This window comes from Natronococcus pandeyae (genome assembly GCF_008122205.1).
GTDB classification, from domain to species: domain Archaea; phylum Halobacteriota; class Halobacteria; order Halobacteriales; family Natrialbaceae; genus Natronococcus; species Natronococcus pandeyae.
The window spans coordinates 425,099-447,798 of the sequence record NZ_PHNJ01000001.1; the positions used below are offsets into that span (position 1 = coordinate 425,099).

At 65.9% G+C, this 22,700-nt stretch carries 21 protein-coding genes; 11 read left to right on the top strand and 10 right to left on the bottom strand.

Going from position 1 to position 22,700, the window contains the following annotated elements; translation table 11 throughout:
- The first annotated feature begins 81 nt into the window (after positions 1-81).
- The 4 genes from CV102_RS02155 (at position 82) to CV102_RS02170 (ending at position 4,821) form a co-directional block, all read left to right on the top strand.
- Positions 82-1,248, top strand: coding sequence for a thiolase domain-containing protein (locus CV102_RS02155; protein ID WP_148856192.1), 1,167 nt, complete (start codon positions 82-84; stop codon positions 1,246-1,248).
- On the top strand, positions 1,248-1,643 hold the full coding sequence (locus CV102_RS02160) for a Zn-ribbon domain-containing OB-fold protein (protein WP_148856193.1): 396 nt from the start codon (positions 1,248-1,250) through the stop codon (positions 1,641-1,643). Before CV102_RS02155 ends, CV102_RS02160 begins: the two co-directional genes overlap by 1 nt.
- Positions 1,644-1,814: 171 nt before the next feature.
- Positions 1,815-2,669 (top strand): NAD+ synthase, encoded by an 855-nt coding sequence (locus tag CV102_RS02165; RefSeq protein WP_148856194.1) that lies wholly within the window; start codon positions 1,815-1,817, stop codon positions 2,667-2,669.
- Positions 2,670-3,204: 535 nt separating this feature from the next.
- Positions 3,205-4,821, top strand: coding sequence for a BCCT family transporter (locus CV102_RS02170; protein WP_148856195.1), 1,617 nt, complete (start codon positions 3,205-3,207; stop codon positions 4,819-4,821).
- 75 nt (positions 4,822-4,896) lie between these two features.
- Here CV102_RS02170 and CV102_RS02175 read toward each other — a convergent pair whose 3' ends face one another.
- The 3 genes from CV102_RS02175 to CV102_RS02185 form a co-directional block, all read right to left on the bottom strand.
- A complete protein-coding gene (locus CV102_RS02175) occupies positions 4,897-5,883 on the bottom strand; it encodes an alpha/beta fold hydrolase (protein WP_148856196.1) in 987 nt (328 codons plus the stop codon).
- Positions 5,884-5,974: 91 nt separating this feature from the next.
- Positions 5,975-7,057 (bottom strand): methylmalonyl Co-A mutase-associated GTPase MeaB, encoded by a 1,083-nt coding sequence (gene meaB, locus CV102_RS02180; RefSeq protein WP_148856197.1) that lies wholly within the window; start codon positions 7,055-7,057, stop codon positions 5,975-5,977.
- A complete protein-coding gene (locus CV102_RS02185) occupies positions 7,054-7,470 on the bottom strand; it encodes a cobalamin B12-binding domain-containing protein (protein ID WP_148856198.1) in 417 nt (138 codons plus the stop codon). The genes meaB and CV102_RS02185 overlap by 4 nt, the downstream gene beginning before the upstream one ends.
- A gap of 241 nt (positions 7,471-7,711) precedes the next feature.
- Here CV102_RS02185 and CV102_RS02190 point away from each other — a divergent pair, with 241 nt between their 5' ends.
- Complete coding sequence (locus tag CV102_RS02190; protein WP_148856199.1) at positions 7,712-8,386, top strand: HD domain-containing protein; 675 nt, start codon at positions 7,712-7,714, stop codon at positions 8,384-8,386.
- A gap of 98 nt (positions 8,387-8,484) precedes the next feature.
- Here the strand turns inward: CV102_RS02190 and CV102_RS02195 are convergent, their stop codons facing one another.
- Entirely contained in the window at positions 8,485-9,159 is a 675-nt protein-coding gene (locus tag CV102_RS02195) for a LysE family translocator (protein ID WP_148856200.1), read from the bottom strand.
- A 63-nt stretch (positions 9,160-9,222) separates the two neighbouring features.
- The gene (locus tag CV102_RS25715; protein WP_187432839.1) at positions 9,223-9,378 is read right to left on the bottom strand and encodes a hypothetical protein; all 156 of its coding nucleotides are present in this window, start codon (positions 9,376-9,378) and stop codon (positions 9,223-9,225) included.
- Between the two features lie 446 nt (positions 9,379-9,824).
- Here CV102_RS25715 and CV102_RS02200 point away from each other — a divergent pair, with 446 nt between their 5' ends.
- Both CV102_RS02200 and CV102_RS02205 read left to right on the top strand, forming a co-directional pair.
- Positions 9,825-10,484 carry a TlpA family protein disulfide reductase gene (locus CV102_RS02200; protein ID WP_148856201.1) on the top strand — a complete coding sequence of 220 codons (660 nt, stop codon included), beginning with the start codon at positions 9,825-9,827 and terminating at the stop codon, positions 10,482-10,484.
- A 245-nt stretch (positions 10,485-10,729) separates the two neighbouring features.
- Positions 10,730-11,512, top strand: a complete 783-nt coding sequence (locus CV102_RS02205) for a TlpA family protein disulfide reductase (RefSeq protein WP_148856202.1) — start codon at positions 10,730-10,732, stop codon at positions 11,510-11,512.
- A gap of 26 nt (positions 11,513-11,538) precedes the next feature.
- Here the strand turns inward: CV102_RS02205 and CV102_RS02210 are convergent, their stop codons facing one another.
- Complete coding sequence (locus CV102_RS02210; RefSeq protein ID WP_148856203.1) at positions 11,539-14,082, bottom strand: DNA topoisomerase I; 2,544 nt, start codon at positions 14,080-14,082, stop codon at positions 11,539-11,541.
- 265 nt (positions 14,083-14,347) lie between these two features.
- Between CV102_RS02210 and CV102_RS02215 the strand changes: the two genes are divergently transcribed.
- A complete protein-coding gene (locus CV102_RS02215; protein ID WP_148856204.1) occupies positions 14,348-14,617 on the top strand; it encodes a YgaP family membrane protein in 270 nt (89 codons plus the stop codon).
- Positions 14,618-14,662: 45 nt separating this feature from the next.
- Here CV102_RS02215 and CV102_RS02220 read toward each other — a convergent pair whose 3' ends face one another.
- Entirely contained in the window at positions 14,663-16,015 is a 1,353-nt protein-coding gene (locus tag CV102_RS02220; protein WP_148856205.1) for a serine hydrolase, read from the bottom strand.
- Positions 16,016-16,190: 175 nt separating this feature from the next.
- On the opposite strand from CV102_RS02220, the gene CV102_RS02225 reads away from it, so the two are divergent.
- Entirely contained in the window at positions 16,191-17,657 is a 1,467-nt protein-coding gene (locus CV102_RS02225; RefSeq protein WP_233710626.1) for an MATE family efflux transporter, read from the top strand.
- A gap of 9 nt (positions 17,658-17,666) precedes the next feature.
- Here CV102_RS02225 and CV102_RS02230 read toward each other — a convergent pair whose 3' ends face one another.
- The gene (locus CV102_RS02230; RefSeq protein ID WP_148856207.1) at positions 17,667-19,184 is read right to left on the bottom strand and encodes a flippase; all 1,518 of its coding nucleotides are present in this window, start codon (positions 19,182-19,184) and stop codon (positions 17,667-17,669) included.
- A gap of 90 nt (positions 19,185-19,274) precedes the next feature.
- Positions 19,275-19,664 (bottom strand): FxLYD domain-containing protein, encoded by a 390-nt coding sequence (locus tag CV102_RS02235; RefSeq protein WP_148856208.1) that lies wholly within the window; start codon positions 19,662-19,664, stop codon positions 19,275-19,277.
- A 136-nt stretch (positions 19,665-19,800) separates the two neighbouring features.
- On the opposite strand from CV102_RS02235, the gene CV102_RS02240 reads away from it, so the two are divergent.
- Positions 19,801-20,730 carry a sulfide-dependent adenosine diphosphate thiazole synthase gene (locus tag CV102_RS02240; RefSeq protein ID WP_148856209.1) on the top strand — a complete coding sequence of 310 codons (930 nt, stop codon included), beginning with the start codon at positions 19,801-19,803 and terminating at the stop codon, positions 20,728-20,730.
- A gap of 654 nt (positions 20,731-21,384) precedes the next feature.
- Complete coding sequence (locus CV102_RS02245) at positions 21,385-22,275, top strand: NAD-dependent epimerase/dehydratase family protein (RefSeq protein WP_148856210.1); 891 nt, start codon at positions 21,385-21,387, stop codon at positions 22,273-22,275.
- Positions 22,276-22,314: 39 nt separating this feature from the next.
- Here CV102_RS02245 and CV102_RS02250 read toward each other — a convergent pair whose 3' ends face one another.
- Entirely contained in the window at positions 22,315-22,629 is a 315-nt protein-coding gene (locus CV102_RS02250; RefSeq protein WP_148856211.1) for a hypothetical protein, read from the bottom strand.
- Positions 22,630-22,700 lie beyond the last annotated feature (71 nt).

Sequence of the window (22,700 nt, forward strand, 5' to 3'; positions counted from 1 at the left end):
CTCCACATCCTGACGGTCGTCGTCGACGATATTGAGATATTAACCGCGGGGTATTAACCGATCCGCACGTAAGGAGTGTGTATGCGTGACGTACGTGTCGCAGGTGCCGGATTGACCGCGTTCGGCCACGTCCCCGAGCGGACGAGTCGCGACCTCTTCGCGGAAGCGAGTATCACAGCCTTCGAGGACAGCGGTGTTTCCAGAGAGGACGTCGAAGCCCTCCTCTACGGGAATTTCATGGGTGAGCTGTCGGAACACCAGGGCCACCACGGTCCCCTGATGGCCGAGGCTGCAGGGGTCCAGGCGCCGGCGACCCGCTACGAGTCGGCCTGCGCCTCGAGCGGCACCGCCGTTCGCGACGCAGTGATGCGAATCCGTAACGGCGAGGACGACGTCGTGCTCGTCGGCGGCGCCGAACGGATGACCAACCTCGGCACGGCGGGCGCGACCGAGGCGCTCGCGATCGCCGCCGACGACCTCTGGGAGGTGCGCGCCGGAATGACGTTCCCCGGTGCCTACGCGCTGATGGCCCAGGCGTACTTCGACGAGTACGGCGGCGAGCACGAGGACCTCGCCCACATCGCCGTCAAGAACCACGAGAACGCCCTCTCTAACGAGAAGGCCCAGTACCAGAGCGCGATCGAGATCGACGACGTGCTCGAGGCGCCGCCGGTCTCGGAACCGCTCGGCCTCTACGACTCCTGTCCGATCTCCGACGGCGCCGCGGCGGTCGTGCTCGTGAGCGACGACTACGCCGACGAGAACGACCTCGACGCGCCGGTCAGAATCTCGGGCACGGGTCAGGGTGGCGACCGAATGGCGCTGCACGACCGCGAGTTCCTCGCTCGCTCCCCCGCCGCCCGCGACGCGGGCGAGGAAGCCTACGCCGACGCCGGCATCGACGCGAGCGACGTCGACGTCGCCGAGGTCCACGACTGCTTTACGATCGCCGAGGTGCTCGCGATCGAAGCACTCGACCTCGAGTCCGTCGGCGAGGGAATCTCGGCGGCCCGCGACGGACGAACGACCGCCGACGGCGACACGCCCGTCAACCTCTCGGGCGGCCTCAAGGCAAAAGGGCACCCGGTCGGTGCGACCGGCGTCTCCCAGATCGCCGAACTCGCCGACCTGCTGTCGGGCGAGCATCCCAACAGCGAGTTCGTCGCGGACGCGACGACCGGCGTCGCTCACAACGCCGGCGGAACGGTTGCCAGCGCTACCGTTCACGTACTGGAGGTGATGGACTAATGAGCGACGACGAGTCCGCGGTACAGGACGCCGGCTTCGACGAGTGGATCGACGCCGCCGAATCGGGCGAGGCGTACGCCCTCGAGTGTCCGAACGGCCACGGCTCGCTCCCACCGCGTCGCGTCTGTCCGGACTGTGGCGCGACGGACCTCGAGGAAGTCTCGCTCCCCGACACCGGCGAAATCGAGACGTTCACCGTCACCCACGTCCCGACGCCGGCCTTCGAGGAGGACGCACCGTACGCGACGGCTATCGCACGCTTCGGCCCCGTTCGGCTGACGGGGCAGGTCGTCGGCACCGACCTCGAGACGGTCGAGAACGGGCTGGAGGTCGAGGTCGAGATCACGGTTTCGGAGACGACCGGCGAGCGCGTGCTCGGGTTCAGTCCGGCCTGACTCGAGTCGGCAGCGGACCGGTAACCGTCTGCCAGTCGGCGGCGACTCGAGCGGCGAGCGACCGCAGCTTCTCGTACGATAGATCACCCGAAATCTGGCATATCAGGGGCTCTCGCTGATAACGAAAGCGCATCCCTTTTCCGTTCAACTCCCCGTTACTCGAGCGTTCACATGTCGAGTCTCTACCAGCAGATGGACGACGAAATCCAGCCGGTCGACCTCCGATTTTCGGAGGACGAAATCGAGACACAGGTCGACCACCTCGTCGACTTCATCCGAGAGCGAGCCGACGCGATGGACACTGACGGCGCAGAAATAGCGCTCTCGGGCGGTATCGACAGCACCGCGACCGCGTATCTCGCCGTCGAAGCGCTCGGTGCCGACAACGTCCACGGCATTCTCCTCCCCAAGGAGGTAAACGAGGACGAGAACATGAGCGACGCGGAGCGCGTCGCGGAGGAACTGGGCATCGACTACGACGTGATCGGTATCGATTCGATCATGGAGCAGGTCCTGAGCCAGGGCGACGCCGAGACCGACAACGCGTCCGAAGCCGAGTGGGAAGGACGGTACGTCGGGAACACCAGCGCCCGCGTTCGCATGACGCTGATCTATCTCGTCGCCAACCGCGAGAACCGACTCGTGCTCGGCACCGGCAACCGAGCGGAGCTCGCCACGGGCTACGTGACGAAGTACGGCGATGGCGGCGTCGACTGCAACCCGCTCGGCAACCTGTACAAACAGCAGGTTCGACAGGTCGCCGCCCACCTCGGCGTTTCGGAGTCGGTCGTCCAGAAGACGCCGACCGGCGGCATGGTCGACTACGAGACCGACGAAGAGGAACTCGGCCTCGACTACGACACGCTCGACGCCGTGCTCGCGTTCTACATCGACGGCAACCTCCCGGCGTCGGTCGTCGCACGTCTCGCCGATACCACGGTCGATCGCGTCGAGCACGTCGAGACGCTCCACGAAGAGAGCGCTCACAAGCGGACGCCGCCGGCGACGCCGGAACCGCTGTTCTGACCGACCTGCAACCGATTCGGACCGGAGATTCGATTTGACACTCGAGTGAAATTTCGCGAGCTACGAGAAACACGGCCGACGATCCACGACCTGCCCGTCGAACCGACTCGATAGCGGCCGACGGACGTCCCCTGATAAGACCAACACGAGTGTGACCGCCACAGCTTCAAGTACGCTTGTCGGTACTATCGGGGTACTGTCGAGCCGCACACCCGTTTGCTCGAGGCGTACAGCGTATCAGCGGTTTCGGTCGCGCCGCCCGGTGTCGGGCGGTGACGGGGAGGATGTCCTCCTCGAGTACCACCGTGAGAACCGAGCTATTCGACGATTGACCACGCGACTGGGAAAACGCAACGCGAACCGATACCGACGCCGATGAACAGCGAGCAAAACACCGCCAGAACGGCGAGCAACGTGTATACGATGGACTCACGATCACGACTGGGTTCGCGTATATCGTTCTGTCGGTCAGCGAAGCGAGACGTAACCTTCCAAATATGATGCACGATCTGTGGTGTTCAGCGGTGATGCACAAATGAGCGGTGTACGAAACGCCTGGCAGCGGTTTACCGACGAACTCGATTACACGGTCTTCGGCGCCGGATTCGCCGTCACGTTCCTCGCGGTGCTCGCGTTCACGTTCAGAGACGAGGCCGCTGCCAGTCGGCTGCAGGACGCGAACGAGCTTATCCAGGCGAGCTTCGGCTGGGCGTACCTGCTCGTCATGTTCGTGCTGGTCGCCTTCGTCGGTTTCCTGATCTTCAGCCCGTGGGGGAACATCACCCTCGGCGCGGACGACGAGCAGCCGGCGTTCAGCTTTCCCGCGTACTTCGCGATGCTGTACTCGGCGGGTATCGCGGCGGGAGTCGTCTTCTGGGGGCCCGCGGAGGCAATCTTCCACTACGACACCGTCTCGCCGTTCGTCGGTGCCGACTCACAGACGCCCGGGGCCGCCGTTGGCGCTATTCAGTACACCTTCTTCCACTGGGGGATCTCCGCGTGGACCGCGTACGTCGTCATGGGAATCCCGATCGCCTACTACGGCTACCGGTACGACGCACCGATGCGCATCTCGACGATCCTCATTCCCTGGCTCGGCCAGGACAACCTCGACAGCCCACTCGCGAAGGCCGTCGACATCCTGGCAGTGTTCGCGACGATCGGCGGCGTCGCGGCCACGCTCGGGTTCGTCGGGGGACAGTTCCTCACCGGAATCGAGTGGACGACCGGCACCGAAGTCGGAGATATGGGGACGGTACTCGTCATCACCGGGCTGACGGTCGCGTTCACCATCTCGGTTGCACTCGGTGTCCGGAAGGGGATCCGGCGGATCGCCTACTTCAACCTCGCGCTGTTCGCCGTGTTGCTGGTCGTGACCTTCCTGCTCGGGCCGACGCGATTCATCATGGCGGTAGGGACGGAGGCGCTCGGGGGCTACATCGACGACTTCATCACGATGAGCTTCTACACCGGCGCCGACGCCGCCGAGAGCTCGAGCGTCGCCGGCTGGGTCGGCGGGTGGACGATCTTCTACTGGGCGTGGTGGTTCTCGTGGGCCCCCTTCGTCGGCCTGTTTATCGCGCGAATCTCGCGGGGCCGGACCGTCAGGCAGGTCGCCGTCACCGGCGTCATCGCCTCGACGAGCATCACGATCCCGTGGTTCGCGACGATGGGCGGCTCGGCGATCTACTTCCAGCAGAACGGGCAGGCCGACATCCTCGGTGCGATAGCGACCTACGACGAGGCCGGCGCGGGCTATCCCCTGTTCGAGGCGCTCCCCCTCGGCGGCGTCCTGACCGTGATGTTCCTCTTGCTGGTGACGACGTTCTTCATCACGTCGGCCGACTCCTCGACGCTGGCACTCGGCATGCTGACGACGGGCGGCGAACAGGAGCCCTCGACGATCAATCGGGTCATCTGGGGCTTCCTGATCGGTGCGCTCGCGTCCCTGCTGATGGTCGTGGGCGGGGTCGACGCGCTGCAGGCGGCCGCGATCATCACCGGCGGGCCGTTCGCGATTATCACGCTGGTCGCCGCCGCGTCGATGGTGCTCGCGTTCGGAAGCCGAGAGGCGATCTTCCTCCGCGAGGAGGACGACGTCTCCGTTCCCGGCTCGGAGTCGGTCGTCGATCAGGAGCCAGGGGACGACTGACCGGTCCCGCGACTCGTCGTTTTCTTTGCGTCGACGGCCGATATCGGTAGAACTCGGGCTCGAGAGTCGTCGATCCTACGCCGTGCCGTCGGAGCCCGTATCGACGTCGAGGTCGGCGTCAATATCGTTGCCGAGATCGGTATCGAACAGCTCCACCAGCAGGTACTCGACGAACTTCTCGGGGTGTTCGGCGTGTGGAAGCTGGGTTGCGTAGTCGACGACGACCAGATCGAGGTCGGCGGCGTCGGCGAGATCTCGTCCCTCGCTGAGCGGGACGAGTTCGGCGTCTCGGCCCCAGACGAGCGTCGTCGGCGTCTCGAGCGCCGCGAGTTCGGTCTGGAGGTCGAACTCCGGATCGAGGGTCCCCGACGCGAACGAGGCGGCTGCGTACCGCGCGCCGGGTTGGTGGGCGCTCTTCCAGGCATAGTCGACTTCCTCCTCGTCGATCCGGTCCGGGTCGTAGTAGCCGTCGCGCTTGTAGAAGTAGCGCAGAGAGGGTTTGCTCGCGAGGGCGTTGAACAGCGTCGTCCCGACGATCGGTGATCGGATGAGCGTCCGCAGCCGCGGTCGACTCTCGCCCGTATCCGCGGTCGGACAGATCAGGACGAGGTGGTCGAACTCGGTATCGCTGGCCGCGTCGACCGCAAAGGCGCCGGTCAGCGAAGAGGCGATCACGATGGGGTCATCGGTGATCTCCTCGGCGAAGTCGCGGATGAACTCGGCGTAGAGGGCCGCGGAGTAGACCAGCGGCGGCCGCTCCGATCGGCCGAAGCCGGGGAGATCGACGGCGACGACGTGGTAGTCCTCGGCCAACCGCTCGATGATCGGCTCGAACTCGTAGCTGCTCGCGCCGGCGTGAACGCCGTGGAGAAGGAGCACGTCTTCGTCGTTCGGGTCGCCGGCGACGGTGTACGACGTCTCGACCCCACGCCAGCGGTACGTCCGCTCGAGACCCGGTAGCTGATGCTCGAACTCTCGAGCGCGGGCGTTGAGCAGCCGGTTGCCGAGGACGGCCGCGCCGACGGTTCCGACGATGCCACCGAGGGCAGTTCGGGCTCGCATACGAAAACCTACCCCGGCGAGGGCCTTAGGCCTGCGGTTGGCATTCGGCGGGTGTGAGGCGCACCCAGTGTCTCGGCGACGTCCCTCCGTGCTACTCGGTGTTCTCGGTCTCGAGTTCGCCGAGACACGAGCGGACCGGCTCGAGGACCTCGTCGGCGATCGTGTACGGATCCGTCTCGCCGCGGTGGACGGCGTCGGCGAGGTCGTCGATCCCGCCGGCGCGCTCGAGTTCCGACTCGAGCATGGCGTGGACGTCCTCGCGGAGCAACGTCCGGATCTCCTCGGCGGAGCGCTGCTGAGCCTTCTCGACGCGAGCCCCCGAGTCGACGAGATAGCGCTGGTGGGCAGCGAGTTCGTCGATGAACGTCTCGACGCCGGTGCCGTCGGTGGCGACGGTCTCGACGATGGGCGTCGTCCAGCTCTCGGGAGCGTCGTCCTCGGCCGACTCCTGGGTCGCCACGGCGGAGCCGCCGTGGTCGTCCATCGCGTCGGCGCCGTGGTGACCACCGCCGCCGAAGCCGCTTCCGGAGTCGAGTTCGATCATCTCTCGAAGCTCCTGTACCGTTCGATCGGATCCCGGACGGTCCGCCTTGTTGACGACGAAGACGTCCGCTATCTCGAGGATCCCGGCCTTCAGCGTCTGGACGTCGTCGCCGGATCCCGGCGGGACGAGCACCGCGACCGTATCCGCGGTACGGACGATATCGATCTCGTTCTGACCGGCGCCGACCGTCTCGATGATAATTCTGTCCTTCCCGAAGGCGTCCATCGCCTTGACGGCGTCCGCCGTCGCGGTCGAGAGCCCGCCGAGCGTCCCGCGAGCGCTCATCGAGCGGACGAAGACGTCCATGTCGCCGACCGTCGAGGCCATCCGGATGCGGTCGCCCAGCACTGCGCCCCCTGTAAAGGGCGAGGAGGGGTCGATCGCGATGATGCCGACCGTCTCGCCGCGGTCGCGGTACTCCTCCGCGAGTTTGTCGACGAGCGTCGACTTCCCCGCGCCGGGGCTGCCCGTGATCCCGACGACGCTGGCGTCGCCCGTGTGAGCGTAGAGTGCAGACACCAGGTCCCGGTAGCCCGGCGCGCGGTTCTCGATCTTCGAGATGACCCGGGCTAGCGCGCGGTGCTCGCCGTCGAGCAGGTCCTCGAGCAGCGCTTCGTCGTCCGCGTTCATCGGTCGGGGGCGTTCTCGCGGACGAACTCGATCGTCTCCTCGATCGACGTGCCGGGGCCGAAGATGGCCGAGACGCCCGCATCCTCGAGTTCGGGACGATCCTCGTCGGGGATGACGCCGCCGACCAGCACGAGGGTGTCGTCCTTGGCGCCGTACTCCTCGAGACCGTCCATGATCTTCGGGACGAGCGTGTCGTGAGCGCCGGAGAGGATCGAGATACCGAGCACGTCGACGTCCTCCTGGACGGCGGCCTGGACGACCTCCTCGGGCGCCTTGTGAAGCCCGGAGTAGATGACCTCGAACCCGGCGTCACGGAACGCGCGGGCGATGACGTGCGCCCCGCGGTCGTGACCGTCGAGACCGACTTTGGCGACGAGACATCGAATCGACTCCTGTTCCTGTTCGCTGCTCATACCACTCCCTTCCCCAGCCGCCTGTTTGACTTTAACGGAAATTCCTGCAGATTCTCTCTGGCTCTTCTCACGGCGGTATTCCTGCGAAGAGATCCGCTTCTCGTGAGTTATTCTCGATCTGGTATGTTCGACAATCGTGTGTTCCGTGCTAGCAGAAAGCACTCCGAACCAAAGGCCTAAGAGCGAAACGACCTTACATTCAGCCAATGACTATCGTTCATCTACTGCGGAGGGATCTTTCATGGGCGTCGAAATAAAAGAAACCAGAGTAACCGACGCCGAGTTCGAAGAGATGAAGGAGTTCGTCTTCGAGTATCTCGCAGCAAGCGTCGAGAAAGAAGAGGAAGGGGGACGAATGCGATGGTACCCCTGGCACTCCGCAGAGTACCGACACAACCACATTCTGAACGTCGTCTCGCTGGCCGAAGAGATCGCCCACGAGGAGGGTGCGGACGTCGACGTCGCGCGCGTCGCCGCGCTCTTTCACGACGTCGCGAAACTCGAGACGGACCAGGATCTCCACCCCGAAGCCGGCGCTCGCGTCGCTCGCGAGTACCTGGAATCCCGTGCGGGCTACCCCGAGTCGTTCATCAAACAGGTCTGTCGCGCCGTCGAACAGCACGCCTACCAGGGCGACCTGAACGACGTGGCACTCGAGACCCAGTGTCTCATCGAGGCCGACCTCCTCGACAAGATCGGCGCCAACGGGACCGCGCTGATGCTGCTGCGGATGGGCTACGAGGCCCGGACCCACATGGAGACCGACGAGATGGTCGACCGCGTCCTCGAACGCGGCTACGACGCCGCTTCGAGAGTCCAGAGCGACACCGGCGAGGGAATCGCTCACCGACGGCTCAAGCGCGTCAAGTGGTTCAGAGAGTGGCTCGAGGACGAAATCGCTGCGATGGGCGACTAGAGCCGTAGAGCCGCAGCGTCACCTCGTCACACCGTTCTGTCGCCGTCCCATCACGACCAGCCACCGTCGAGTGGGTCGTCAGTGGCTACCGTCGGCGTTCAAACTACCTGGAGCGCGCCGACGGCGAGGAAGACCAGCCCGAAGCCGGCCAGGACGACGGCGCTGAGCGCGGCGACCACCGGCGCGAGTGCGTCGACGCGCCGCCCGGCCGACACCAGTGCCGCGGGGTAGACGACTATCCAGACCGCGATCCCGCCGAAGAAGCCGGCGAGCAGCGCCGGCGACCCGGTCTGGACCACGAGTGCACCCTCGAGTGCGGCACCGACACCCGGGACGTGAGCGAAGATATCGAGGGTTCCCGACTGGAGCAAGCCGACACCGACGGTGAGCCAGAACCCGATCTGGTAGGGGTTGGTCAGCGAGAGCGCGAACGTCTTGCGAAAGCCCTTCGAGGACGCGTGGCTGCCGTCGGTAAAGGCCGTCGCCGCTCGGGCCTCGCGGGTCGCACCGATGGCGAAGTAACACATGAGCAATCCGCCGACGAGGTAGAGCACCGGCCGAACCACGGGGTAGCGATCGATCACCGCGACGACGCCGGCCAGTGCGAGGAGGAAAAAGAGCACGTCCGCCAGCATCGCGCCGAGTCCGGCACGGAACCCGGCGTTCCAGCCGCGGACGACGCTCTCCTCGGCGATGATGGCGTTCATCGGACCCGGCGGTGCGGCGAGCGCGATGCCGAAGACGACGCCGGCCAGTGCGGTGGCGAGGATCACGGAACTCGCTCTCGAGTCGGTCGGCGACGGTAAAAAGAACCGCGCCTTCGGTCGCCCTCGGCGTTACTCGAGCGACTCCGGAACGAACTGACAGCCACAGGGCGAGGCGACGCCGTCCGTCGGGCCGGTCATCGTCACCATCGCGATCGGGGAACCGCAGGTCGGACAGTTAGGAAGCGACGTCGAATCGGACTCCGAGTCGACCGCGTCGCGGCTCATCGCCACCCCTCGTCGCCGTGTACGGATACGAGCGCTCGTAGAGATTGTCGTGAACGAGACGTCAGGTGCGTGAGTGCGTGTGTGGTTCGGTCTGCGATCATGTGGGTGGAATCCGGTCGTCGCTGGGTAGTCGTGTCCGTCGTCATCCGAACAGGCGCGACAGGCGTGGCGGTTGCCCGATCGGTTTTCAGTCTAGCTGTTGACTTGTGGTAGCTTATATCTACTGGTGATAGTCGTGACCGTATCAGTTCGTTCGCCCGCACGGGTACCGGTCGGCCGCCGGCGTCGGCGACTCCTGCTCGCGCAAGATCCGATCGCCGACTCTTTGCGACCGGATCTCGTATGGAGGGTATGGACTGCACTCACGACGGTGCAACGACGGTACCCTGGATCGAAGCCGTCCTCGAGACGGTGACGGCCGCGGAAGACGCTGGCCCGAGAGGACGATGAGGCGGCGCGCCGTTCTCTCCCTCGCAGGACTGGCGGCGATCAGCGGCTGTCTCGACGGCTCGAGCGGCAGCGAGGACGACGCCAACGGGGCCGACGAGAGCGAAGGCGAAGACGACAGCAACGAGAACGAGCAAGCGTCTCCCCCGTTCGACGTAACGACGGTCGACGCGCCGGGCAGCCAGGCCGGGTCGGTGTCCGTTCCCCAGGAAGGGCAGGTCACGTTCGTCAACTTCACGCGGCTCCTCTGTCCCACGAGCGAGGGGCTGCTCGAGACCATCGGTGACGTCAAAGCGGACCTCGAGTCCCGGTACGAGGTCGGTCCGGACGGCGACGTGTGGTTCGTTTCGGTCGTCGATCCGCGATCCGGGCCGGATCCCTCGGACGACGAACTGGCCGAGTGGTGGGAGGAACACGACGGTCAGTGGACGGTCGGAGTCGACGAGGACGGCTCGCTCAACGACTACTACGACGTCGAGGGGTTCCCGACGGTGGTCGTCGTCGACGGCGAGGGCGAGGTCCACTGGCGCGACGCTGGCGGAACGTCGGCGAGTAATATGATCTCCGGCGTCGAGCGTGCACTCGAGGCCGAACCCGAGGCCGCGGATCCGGACCCCGACGCTGACCCCGACGAGGGGAGCGACGATTCCGAGACCTGACGAACGTCGGCGGACGCCGTTCGTCCTCGTCCGTTCGCCGACGGTCTCACGCCGAGAGCGACTCGAACCGGTGAGCCCTTTTTTCCTCGGCGTATACGGGTGAGTATGGAACAGCCGCTGGGACGTCGACCGACCGGCCGCGCCGAACGCCGCTTCCCGCGGAACGATCGGTCGCTCGAGCGCCGGTGGTCTTCGATTCGCGACCGCGTTCTCTCCCCGAGCGTTCGTCCAGAGGTGAACGGACGGTGAGACGGCGCGAACTCGTCGCCGGTATCGGGAGTGTGGGCGTCCTCGCGGGCGCGGGCGCACTCCTGCGGTACGGGGCGCCGACGTTCGAGGACGACGAGGACAGCGAGTCGATGGCGGACGAGAACGACTCGGACGACGGCCCGATCGACGTCGAGACGATCGACGCTCGCGGCAGCGACGCCGGAACGCTGACCGTGCCGTCGGACGACGTTACGGTTCTCATGTTCTTCGTGAACGCCTGCGGGAACTGCCAGGCACAGGTATCGCGTCTCACCGAGGCTCGAGCACAACTGCAAGCGGAGTATCCGGACGAGGTGACGTTCCTGTCGGTCACCTACGACTCGCGAGAACAGATTTCGCCCGACGAACTCCGCGACTGGTGGACGACGAACGGCGGCGACGGGTTCGTCAGCTACGACGCCTCGGATCTCATGCGAGAGTACAGCGCCGTCGGCTACCCGGTAACGATCGTCGTCGATGCCGACGGCGAGGCACACTGGCGCGACACGGGCGTCACCGCCGCGAGTTCACTCGTCAGTGCCGTCGAATCCGTTCTCGAGGCCGAGTCGGACGACGAGGATGACGAGGATGAGGAGGGCGAGCAGGACGGTACCGGAGCCGAGGAGGATGCGGATGACGACGAGGGCGGTCCCGAAGACGACGACTCCTCCGAAGACGGCGACTCCACCGACGGACGAGAGTCCGAGACCGGAACCGAAACGGACGCCGACGGAAGCGAAAGTGAGGACGAAACCGACGGCGGAAACGAGAGCGACTGAGCACAGAGACGAACCGAGCGGCGCGCCTACGCCTTCGCCTGCCAGCTTCGAACGCGGTCGGCGCTGACACCGTCCACGTCGTCGGCGACCGCGTCGGGGTCCGCGTCGGTCAGATCGTCGAGGCTCTCGATACCTGCACTGGCGAGCTTTTCGACGGTCTTGGCACCGACCCCCTCGAGCGTCTCGAGGTCGGAGCCGCTGTCGCTCTCGCGGGCCTGGAACTCCTGGTAGTTACAGATCGGACAGCCCAGTTCCCAGGGTTCGTCGCCGCTGTGGATGACGAGTTCGGGGAGTTCGTGTTCGTCGCAGTGCTCGTCGGTGACTTCGATCTCGCCGCGACGGGGGAGCGGGAGCGAGTACTCGCAGTCGGGATAGCGGGTACAGCCGACCAGTCGAGAGCCGCTCTGGAGGGTTTTGATCGCGAGTTCGCCCCCGTGTTCGGCGGTTTCACCGCCTCCGTCTCGCGACGACTCCGTCGTCGCGCTGTCCCCGCAGTCCGGACAGTCGCCCAGAATCTCCCCTTCGCCGGCGTCTTCGGCCTTGCAGAGCGGACAGCCGTGGACGAACGTCTGGCGGCCGGCCAGCATCTTCACTTCGTTGAGCCCGTGGTCCTCGCACTCGTCTTCGAGGATCAGCGGTTTGCCCGTCGAGGGCAGCGGGAGCGTGTTCTCGCAGTCGGGGTAGCCGTCACAGCCGATAAAGTACGAGCCGTGGCGACTCTGTCGGACGAGGAGATCCTCTCCGCACTCCGGGCAGGGCCCGAGGCGCTTGTCGTCTTTCAACGACTTGCGCAGGTGGTCACCGATCTCCTCTCGGGAGTCCGCGAGATTCGCGAAGATCTCCTCGAGCATCTCCCGGGACTCGTCGGTGACGTCCTCGAGGGTCGCCTCGCCGGAGGCGATGGCGTCCATGTCCTCCTCGAGTTGCGCGGTCATCTCCTCGCTGACGACGCGGTCGGCGTAGTTCTCGGCCGCGTCGACGACGGCCATGGCGAGCTTCGTCGGTCGCGGCGGATCGCTCTCGATGTAGCCGCGGTCGTACAGCTTCTCGAGGGTGTTGTGTCTGGTTGACTTCGTCCCGATCCCGAGGTCCTCCATGGTCTCGATGAGCCGCGATTGGCCGTACCGGCGGGGTGGCTGGGTCTCCTTCTCCTCGCACTCGACGTCGGTGAGCGCGAGCTCCTCGCCCGTCTCGACGTCGGGTACGTAGTTCTCGCTCGTGTTGAAGTACGGGTAGACGTCGTGGTAGCCGGCTTCGACGAGGCGCTTCCCGTTGGCCTTCAACCGGTAGTCCTCGACCTCGGCCACGACCTTGAGATGCTCCCAGATCGCGGCGTCGGCGACGGTCGCGTAGAACCGGCGGACGACCAGTTCGAAGACCTCCCACTCGTCGTCGCTGACGTCGCCACGAGAGGGGATCTCTCCCGTCGGGTGGATCGGGGGGTGGTCGGTCGTCTCCTCGTCGCCTTCCGTCGGCTGGATCTCGTCGGCCTCGAGCAGCGATTCGGCCGAGTCGCCGAGCGTCGGGTGGCCGACGAAGTCGTCGAGCAGCTCCTCGGGATCCAGATCGTCGGGGTAGACGGTGTTGTCCGTTCGCGGATACGTCATGTAGCCGGCGGTGTAGAGATCCTCCGCGATCGACATCGCTCGCTTCGCCGAGTAGCCGATCGCGCTCGCCGCGCGGATGAACTGCGTCGTGTTGAACGGCGTCGGCGGCGAGTCGGTCCTGGTCCGCCGGTTGACGTCGACGACGGTCGCCGTGTCGCGACTCGAGAGCGTCTCGTAAACCTCGTCGGCCGCGGCCTCCTCCCAGACGCGCTCGGCCTCGTTGTCGTCCTCGTCACGGTAGAAGTACTGGGCCTCGAAAGTCGTCTCCGAGTCGCCGTCTTCCTCGCTCTTCGTGAGATCGCCGAACAGCTCCCAGTAGGTCTCGGCGTCGAACGCCTGAATCTCGCGCTCGCGGTCGACGATCAGCTTCAGCGTCGGCGACTGGACCCGACCGACCGAGATGAAGTCGTTTCCGAGTTGGCCGGCCGAAAGCGACAGGAATCGGGTGAGCGCCGCTCCCCAGATGAGGTCGATGATCTGGCGGGCCTCGCCCGCGGCGGCGAGATCGAAGTCGAGATCGTCGGGTTCGTCGAAGGCGTTCTGGACTTCGTTCTCGGTGATCGAGGAGAATCTCACTCGACGAATCGGGACGTCCTCGTCGACCTCGCGGACGATGTCGTAGGCCTCCTTGCCGATGAGTTCGCCCTCGCGGTCGTAGTCCGTCGCGATCGTCACGCGCTCGGCTCGCCGAGAGAGAATCCGCAGCGTGGCGACAATGTTCTCCTTCGTCGCGGTCTTCTCGATGCTCGCGTCGATGAGTTCGACCGGTTCGACGTCTCGCCAGTCGGAGTACTCCGACGGGAAGTCGACGCCGACGACGTGACCCGACAGCCCCACGCACCGCTTTCCACCCCACTCGTAGACGTTCACGCCGTTCTCGCGGCTCGAGTCGTACGTGCCGCCGGAAAGAATGTCGGCGATCCGTCTCGCAGCGTTGTCCTTCTCGGTGATGATCAGTTCCACTGTCGATCACCTCTTCGAGTGTGCCGGTTCGGCGTCGGCGGGCGAGCGGTATGCATTGTCGCTCGTTACGATTGAGCCTTTGATAACGCTTTCGGCAAAACCGGCAGACAGCGCGGGTGTGCGTGCGTTCGCAGGCGGTTGCGTTCGCGCGTGCGTGAGGTGTTGCATGCGTTCGCCTCGGGTACCGCCTCCCCGACGAGACGCGACGGTTATCGTCGCTCGTCGCGTACGGTGAGATACGTAGTGATACGTGAGTAACACCACCATGAAGAGAAACGTCGGCGGATTCGACCGGACCTGGCGGCTCGTCGGGGGTGCGATCCTCGTCGCCGTCGGTCTGGCGTCGTTCGCCGGACTGCTCTCGGTCGGAACGACAGTAGCTGCGATACTGATCGTCGCCGGTGCCGTATTTTTCGCCACCGGCGTCGTCCAGAAGTGTACGATCAATCGACTTCTGGGAATCGACACCTACCGGAAGGACGCCGAGACGGACGCCGAATCGATGGACGAGACCCCCGCGAAACGGGCGAGCTGAACCCTGCCGATTTCATTTTTACTCCGAGTATCCGATCCGACGGCGCTACGTTCTGTGGAGCCGCCAGCGATCGACGTACAGGCTCAGGTCGTCCCCGTCGCGCTCGAACCGGACCGGCTGGCGTTCGCCCGCGGTCGTCAGCGCGTGGAACTCGCCAGCCTCGAGATCTACCGGCACCAGCGGCGTCCACGAGCCGTCCTCGATGGGGCCGCCGACCCGCAGGCGGAGCGTCCCGCCCTCGATCTCCACCTCGGCCTGCTTGATGCCGCGGTAGGTCTCGTACTCGCCGGCCAGCTCCTCGAGTCGGTTCTTTCGGGCGAAAAACGGCAGATCGCGGGGATCCTCGCCGACCAGCGCGGCGAAGACGCCCTTCCCGAGTTCAGCGAGCCCGTATCCCGGCGACGCGTTGGCCAGTATCGCGATCCCGAGGTCCTCCGCCGGCGAGAAGCCGACGTAGGCGGTCGAGACGACGATCGATCCGCCGTGGCCGATCAGCTCCCGGCCGCAGACCTCGCGTGTGCGCCAGCCGTAGCCGTAGGGCCCCGACGGCGTCTCCGCGTACGCGCCGTAACAGCGCTCGAGGGGCTCCTCGCTCACCAGCCGACTGCCTTCGAACGTGCCGCCGTGCAGGTGTAGACGAAGGTAGTTCGCGAGATCAGTTACGGGCGCGAGCAGGCCGCCCGCGGCCGCGCTTCGCTCGCGGACCGGCAGTGCGGCCGGCTCGAGTTCTTCGTCGTCTCGGAAGTAGGGCGTCATCCGATCGTCGAACGATTCGAAGACGTCGCCGTCGTACGTCGAGCGCTCCATCTCGAGGGGCTCTACGATCTCGCTTTCGACGTACTCCGTGAACGATCGTCCCGTGACGGCCTCGATCACCTCGCCGACGAGCGTGTAGCCGGAGTTGCAGTACAGCCAGCGCTCGCCGGGTTCGCCCGCGATCTCGTCGCGGGCACCCTCGACGTGGGCGTGAAAGTCCCCCTGCGTTCCCAGCGGGACGTTCGCCTCGCCGACGTCCAACTGGCGAGCGATCAGCGCCTCGCTGACCGCGAGCGACGGGTAGCCGGAGGTGTGGCTGAGCAGGTGGTGGAGCGTGACGTCGTCCGGGACGTCGATCTCGAGGTGGTCCGCGACGGCATCGTCGAAGGAGAGTTCCCCCTCGTCGACGAGCTGTGCGACCGCGAGCGCGGCGAACGACTTCGAGACGGAGCCGACGCCGTACACCGTCTCCGGGGTCGCGGGGTCGTTCGACTCGAGGTCTCGCGAGCCGTAGCCGCTGGCGTAGACGATTCCGTCGCCGTCGGTGACGGCGAGGCTCAGTCCCGGGAGTTCGTCTTCGCGCAGTCGCTCGCGCAGCAGTGAATCGATTCGGTCGACGGTCGACGACTCGAGGTCGGTCATAGTGGCGTGCTCCGACGCCGAGCACATTACTGTTCAGGTATCCTACACGGCTGTCCGGTTCGAGGGGTCGCGCAGAGAGGCGGCAACGCGACACGGGAGCCGAGTCCTTTTCACCCGTCCGGGCGAGCAAGGGGACGAGAGCGCCGTGGCAGAGACAGAGCGAAAGCGGGTCGACATGACGACGGGCGCGATCCCCACGAAACTGCTCCACCTGGCCTGGCCCCTCGTCCTCGGGAACCTGCTCCAGACGTTCTACAACCTCGCGGACATGTTCTGGGTCGGCCGCGTGAGCAGCGAGGCCGTCGCCGCCGTCTCCCTGATGTTTCCGCTCTCGTGGATGTTCGTCTCGACGGCGATGGGGCTCACGGCGGCGACGATCGCGCTCGTCTCCCAGTACGTCGGCGCCGACGACGACCGGATGGCCGACAGGGTCGTCGCCCAGACGATCCTGCTCGCGCTCGCGGTCTCGAGCGTCCTCGCCGCGGTCGGCCTCTACTTTCGGCGGCCGCTGCTGTGGCTCATCGGCGCCCGCGACGAGGTGTTCGTCGAGGCGCTCGCGTACATCGAAGTCATCTTCCTCGCGTTGCCGCTGACGTTCCTCTTCTTCGCGTTCCGATCGTCGCTGCAGGGTGCCGGCGACACGAAGACGGCGATGTGGCTGGTGTTCATTTCGGCGGGGATCAACGTCGTCCTCGACCCCTTCTTTATCCTCGGCTGGGGGCCGTTCCCCGAGATGGGAACCCGCGGCGCGGCGGTCGCGACGTTCATCGCCCGCGCGTTCGCGACGGTCGCGGGGATCTACATCCTTCTCGACGGCAGCTTCGGGGTACGGCTCCGCCTCGAGGATCTCGCGCCCGACCTCTCGATCCAGAAACAGCTGGTCGACATCGGCTACCCGGCGACGATCGACGGCTGGGCGCGCAGTTTTGCCGCAGTCGCGATGGCCGGCTTCGTCGCCCGGTTCGGGGCCGCGCCGACCGCGGCCTACGGGATCGGCGTCCGACTGATGTCCGTGACCTGGGCGGTTTCGGGCGCCGTCGGCAACGCGACGGCGACCGGCGTCGGCCAGAACCTCGGCGCGAAGACGCCCGACCGGGCCGCGGCGGTCGCGCGAACGGCGACGGCGGGGACGATGCTGCTCATCTTCGGAATCGCCGCGGTGCTGGTCGCGTTTCCCGCACAGGCCATGCGGATCTTCGTCGCCGATCCCGCAGTGATCGCCGAGGGCGTCGTCTTCCTACGGATCATGGCGCCGTTCTGGGCGCTGTTCGCCGGCGTGATGGTCATCCAGGGCGCGTTCCGCGGGGCTGGCAACACGAAGGAGGCGATGGTCCTCTCCTTTCTCTCGCGGTGGATCTTCCGCGTCCCCGTCGCGCTGGTGCTCGCGTTCTCTTGGACCGTGACCCTGCCCGGTGTCGGGCTGACCGTCGCCGCTCTCGGCTGGGGCGTCGAGGGGATCTGGTGGGCGTTCGCCTTCGGAATGGTCGCCTCGTTCGTCCTCGCCGTCGCCTGGTTCCGGGTCGGAACGTGGCGGGACGTGGTGATCGACGAGTCGGACGAGGACGGGCCTCGAGACGAGCCGACGGAGGCTACGGACGGGACGACCACCGAGGGGAGCGACGCGGACGCCGTCGACGACTGATCGCGACGGTCACTGTCCGGGGCCGACCGGCAGCCACTTCCGGAGGGTCGGACTGAACTCGGCGGCCATCCGGGCGTCGTCGTCCGTGAACGCGTCGGTGGCGACCAACGAGACGAGGTAGACCCCGACGACGACGACCGGAAGAGCGGTGACGATCAGCAGGTCGGACTCGAGGAAGTAGACCACCGGTGCACCGGCGATAGTGGCGGGGACGCCGCTTCCGACGATCTTGGCGAAGTCCCTGGTGAACGGGTGGATCCCGTCGAGGACGTAGATCTCGGTGAGGGTGAGGCCGCCAACGAGAAAGAGGGCCGTCGCCGACCCGACCGCGGCCCCCTCGATGCCGATGAACGGGACGAGCGCCGCCGAGACGAGGAAGTTGACGCCGAAGAGGACGAGCGTATTGGCGAAGACGACCCGCGAGTATCCCATCCCCTGCAACAGCGAGCCATCGGGGCCGCCGAACGTGACGTTGAACAGGAACGCGGCGGCGAGCAGTGCGACGATGGTGTTCGCCTCGGCGTACTGGGGCGTGTACAACACCGCGAGGTAGGAACTCGCGCCAAGCGAGAGGAAGATCGCGATCGGCAGCGTGATGCCGGCGATCCAGCGGGCCATGATCCGGAACCGCTGTTCGACCAGTTCGACGTCGTCTCTGGTTTCGGCGATCAGCGGCTTGAACACGGGCGACAGCGAGTTGAAGATGATCATCAGGCCGGAGCCGAGCATGTAGCCGACGCGGTAGATCCCCACGTCGTCGGAGGAGAGGAAGAAGCCGAGCACGAAGTAGTCGACGTGGCCCATGAGCACGAAGACGACGCTGGTCATCGCCAGCGGAACGGAGTACTTCACGATCGGCCCCGGGGCAACGAGTTCGAGGTCCGTCGTCAGAAGGTCCCACGCCTTGTAGGTGAAAACGGCCGCGCCGACCGTGATGGCGACGAACAGCCCGACGACGTAGCCGGCAACGAGCCCGAGTAGCCCGAATCCTGCCAGTAGCAGCCCTGCGGTGACCGTGAACCGAACGATCGGGCGCACGAGGTCGCGCATGATAACCCGATACTGGAGCTTCTTGATGCTGTAGTAGGAGGTGAGCAGGACGTTGTAGATCGCCAGCATCGGGATCGTGATCGAGAGCAGGAGCAGACCGACCCGCATCGCGGGCTCCTGGAAGAAATCGGCGATGAAGGCGGCGCTGAGAGCGAGCGTAATCGCGACGAGCGACGAGGTCACGAGGACGGTTGCCGTCACCTGGACGATCACGCCCTTCGCCTTGCCCCGCTCGTCGTCGTCGAGATACTGGGGAACGAAGTAATCGATCGCGAGCGGCAGTCCGAGGTTCGCGAACACCTGCATGAAGAGGATGACCGACGTCGCCAGTACGAACAGGCCGTAGACGGAGGGACTGACGAACCGCGTCATCAGCATGACGATCGCAAAGCCCAGCGCACCGTTGACGACGTTCCCGACGAACGTGATACTCCCCTGCTTGGCGAGCGTGGTGATGCCTTCGTCCTGGTCAGTCATGGCGGCGTGGGAGCGGTCGAGTTCGGCCGACAGTCACCTCGTCGCGGGCGAGTAGTGTGCATCTGTTGGTTCGGATCCATGCTGACGGTCTCAGACACCGGTCGCCGGCTCGAGTTCGTAGCTCTCGACTTCGGCCGCCCGTTCACCGAAGTGCGGGAACTCGACGTCGAACGGCCACTCCTCGCCGGAGCTGACGTCCTCCTCGACGTTCTCGATGACGCTCTCGAGTTCCTCGCCCTCGGCGTCGAAGAAGGTCGCGCGGATCTCGATGTAGGAGAGGGTTCGGTCGCCGGCGTTCCTGACGACGCCCCAGACGTAGACGCGTTCGTCCTCGGTGCCAGGATCGTCGCGCACGAGGTCGTCCCAGACGATCTCGACGTCGGCGGGTTCGGTGATCTCCTCGCCGTTGTCCGTGAGGTACTCGAGACAGCCCGAAATCGGCAGCAAGCCGGCGACTGCCAAAAACGCGCGACGGTGCATCTATCCCGCTAGTTGCGGTGGTTAGCCTTGAGCGTTCGGGAACGAGTGTCGGCCGACGCCGGTTCGTCGAACGACGTGTCACTCCGGCCGACTATCACGACACACTTTTCACTACTGGCTGTTACCACCTAGTTGTATGAGCGAATTCGAACAGTTCAGCGACGTCGGCGAAGCGGACGTAACGCGTGCGATCGGACAGGAGTGGACCGAGGAGTTCATGGACTTCTCGGACTCGGACGTCATCATCGTCGGCGGCGGTCCCTCGGGACTGACGGCCGCGAAGGAGCTCTCCGAGCGCGGTGTGAAAGTCATGGTCGTCGAGAAGAACAACTACCTCGGCGGCGGCTTCTGGCTCGGCGGCTTCCTGATGAACAAGGTCACCGTCCGCGACCCGGCCCAGAAGGTCCTCGACGAACTCGAGGTCTCCTACAAGGAGTCACAGGACAGCGAGGATCTGTACGTCGCCAACGGTCCCGAGGCCTGTTCCGGGCTGATCAAGGCCGCCTGCGACGCCGGCGCGAAGATGCAGAACATGACCGAGTTCACCGACATCGTCATCCGCGAGAACCACCGTGTCGGCGGCATCGTCATGAACTGGACGCCGGTCCACGCCCTGCCGCGCGAAATCACGTGTGTGGACCCGATCGCGGTCGAAGCCGACCTGGTCATCGACGCGACGGGCCACGACGCGATGGCGGTCAAGAAACTCGACGAGCGCGGCGTGCTCGACGCGCCGGGCATCGCCGACGCCGAGGCAAACGCGACGGGAATGGACCAGACCGGCGACGACAGCTACGGCGCCCCCGGCCACGACTCGCCCGGCCACGACTCGATGTGGGTCGGCAAGTCCGAGGACGCCGTCGTCGAACACACCGGCCTCGTCCACGAGGGCCTCATCGCCACCGGGATGGCGACCGCGACGACCTACGGCCTGCCGCGCATGGGTCCGACCTTCGGCGCCATGCTCGTCTCGGGCAAGCGCGCCGCCCAGGTCGCACTCGACGAACTCGAGGTCGACGCCGAGCCGGTCGAACTGACCTCGCGGGCTGCGCCGGCCGACGACTGATAGGGTCGGTTGTAACTGTTTACCGGTCGTTCGTCAGAGCGGGATGCCGAATGACCGGAAATGACTTACAACCGACCCTATGACGTAGTACCAACCGATCACCGCGTCGTCGGTTTCGTCCCCGTTCGACGCGAGTACACTCCTTCTTTCGACGCCTCGTGGCGAACGTGTTCAAACACGACCGTGAGTACTCAGCGTCCGGTGAGACCACCACGAAAGCCCCTGGGCCGCTCGAGTCGGGGGGCTCGCTGCGCGCTCGCTTCGCTCGCGTGCTTGCATCGCCCGCCGTCCCCGAGCGGCCCAGCCCCTTTCAGTCCCACCCGCGGTGGCTGGCCAGGCAGCCGACTCAGGTGGGAGTTTCGTGGTGTTCGATTCTCTCAGCAAGTCAGTGTACTCTGAACACCGTCCTCGTGGTCCCGATCTTCGCGACGCTGGGACCGCTGTTTGGCCTCAGTGCAATGGTGATTCCGATCACTGCGAGAGTCAGCGGAGGTTCCTGTTCGGGTTCGGACCGATCACCGCCGTCCTCTGTAGCTGGTGGATCCTCGGTACGACGGCCGGTCCCGACCTCGAGGACCCCCCGAAAAGTCGGACCGAACTCGAGTCGCCTCCGAATCCCCACCGTTTTTCGATACCTGGTGACTCGACTCGAGCATGAACGTCGTCGTCACCGGGGCAACCGGCGGTGTCGGAAGCTGGATCGTCGAACGGTTCGCGAGCGAGGGTCACGAGGTCCTCGGGATCGACCTCGAGCGCCCGGCCGGCGAGCGCGAGAATGCCGACTTTCTCGCGGCCGATCTCACCGAGCAGGGGCAGGCCTGGGAGGCGATCCTCGCCCACGAACCCGACGCCGTGATCCACTTCGCGGCGATTCCCCGCGTCGGCCTCGAGCCCGGAGCCGAGACCTTCCTCACGAACGTCTCGAGTACCTACCACGTCCTCGAGGCCGCGGGCCAGGCGGGCGCGGACGTCGTCTGGGCCTCGAGCGAGAGCATCTACGGCTCGGTGTTCGCCGACGAGCCGTGGCTACCCGACTACTTCCCGATCGACGAGGCCCACCCGCGCCGTCCGGAGGACCCCTACGCGACCTCGAAACTCGTCGGCGAGGACGTCGCGGCGATGGCCGCGCGAAAGCACGGGATTTCCGTCACCTCGGTTCGGCCCTCGTGGGTCACCTACCCTGGCGGCGAGCGAACGGCGCAGGCTCGGGAGACGTTCGATCCCGAGACCGCCGATCCGAACGGGAACTTCTGGTCGTACGTCGACGTCCGGGACGTCGTCTCGATGGTCGAGGCAGCGCTCGAGACCGACCGCGGCGGCCACGAGACCTATCTCGCGGTCGCCGCGGAGAACTACCTCGGTCGACCCACGGCGGAGACGATCGAGGCCGTCTTCGGCGACCTGCCTGCCGAGTGCGACCTCGAGGGCGAGGAGTCACCGTTCTCGACGGCGAAAGCCCGCACAGAACTGGGCTGGGAGCCAGAACACTCCTGGCAGGAGGCGGAGGACGAAGCTATCGCGGGGCCGGCGTTTCTGGACGACTGAACGCGACGGTGTGTCGTCCGCGAGCGGGCTCGAGACCGGCTACCGGGGGCTGAACCGACCGGTTCGCCGGTCGTCGTCGCCGTCACCGGAGCCGTCGGTATCGCCCCCCGCAGGTTCCGATCCGAGTTCGTCCGACTCGTCGTCGTAGATATCGATGTGATGAACCGCACTCGGCGAGAGGAGCCGGTTCCCCTCGAGTTCGAGCCAGCCGTTCGCGTGGACGACGACCGGTCCCTCGTAGAGGGCGTCGTCCGCGTCGGCGTCGCCGTAGATGACGACGTCGTGGTACGCCTGCGTAAGGGGATTCATGTCGTCCGTGAGGATCAATTCGCTCGAGAACGGTGGCGGGAACATGTCTCTCGGAGAGAAGGACGCTCGAGCTCATAAATCGGTCGCCGTCTGTGCGACCGTAACGGATTCATCCT

Coding starts and splice junctions, on each gene's coding strand:
- CV102_RS02165 (WP_148856194.1), top strand. CDS start 1,815: ATGTCGAGTCTCTACCAGCAGATGGACGACGAAATCCAGCCGGTCGAC.
- meaB (WP_148856197.1), bottom strand. CDS start 7,057: ATGAACGCGGACGACGAAGCGCTGCTCGAGGACCTGCTCGACGGCGAG.
- CV102_RS02230 (WP_148856207.1), bottom strand. CDS start 19,184: ATGACTGACCAGGACGAAGGCATCACCACGCTCGCCAAGCAGGGGAGT.
- CV102_RS02240 (WP_148856209.1), top strand. CDS start 19,801: ATGAGCGAATTCGAACAGTTCAGCGACGTCGGCGAAGCGGACGTAACG.
- CV102_RS02190 (WP_148856199.1), top strand. CDS start 7,712: ATGGGCGTCGAAATAAAAGAAACCAGAGTAACCGACGCCGAGTTCGAA.
- CV102_RS02155 (WP_148856192.1), top strand. CDS start 82: ATGCGTGACGTACGTGTCGCAGGTGCCGGATTGACCGCGTTCGGCCAC.
- CV102_RS02175 (WP_148856196.1), bottom strand. CDS start 5,883: ATGCGAGCCCGAACTGCCCTCGGTGGCATCGTCGGAACCGTCGGCGCG.
- CV102_RS02220 (WP_148856205.1), bottom strand. CDS start 16,015: ATGACCGACCTCGAGTCGTCGACCGTCGACCGAATCGATTCACTGCTG.
- CV102_RS02215 (WP_148856204.1), top strand. CDS start 14,348: ATGAAGAGAAACGTCGGCGGATTCGACCGGACCTGGCGGCTCGTCGGG.
- CV102_RS02160 (WP_148856193.1), top strand. CDS start 1,248: ATGAGCGACGACGAGTCCGCGGTACAGGACGCCGGCTTCGACGAGTGG.
- CV102_RS02185 (WP_148856198.1), bottom strand. CDS start 7,470: ATGAGCAGCGAACAGGAACAGGAGTCGATTCGATGTCTCGTCGCCAAA.
- CV102_RS02235 (WP_148856208.1), bottom strand. CDS start 19,664: ATGCACCGTCGCGCGTTTTTGGCAGTCGCCGGCTTGCTGCCGATTTCG.
- CV102_RS02250 (WP_148856211.1), bottom strand. CDS start 22,629: ATGTTCCCGCCACCGTTCTCGAGCGAATTGATCCTCACGGACGACATG.
- CV102_RS02225 (WP_233710626.1), top strand. CDS start 16,191: ATGACGACGGGCGCGATCCCCACGAAACTGCTCCACCTGGCCTGGCCC.
- CV102_RS02200 (WP_148856201.1), top strand. CDS start 9,825: ATGAGGCGGCGCGCCGTTCTCTCCCTCGCAGGACTGGCGGCGATCAGC.
- CV102_RS25715 (WP_187432839.1), bottom strand. CDS start 9,378: ATGAGCCGCGACGCGGTCGACTCGGAGTCCGATTCGACGTCGCTTCCT.
- CV102_RS02170 (WP_148856195.1), top strand. CDS start 3,205: ATGAGCGGTGTACGAAACGCCTGGCAGCGGTTTACCGACGAACTCGAT.
- CV102_RS02245 (WP_148856210.1), top strand. CDS start 21,385: ATGAACGTCGTCGTCACCGGGGCAACCGGCGGTGTCGGAAGCTGGATC.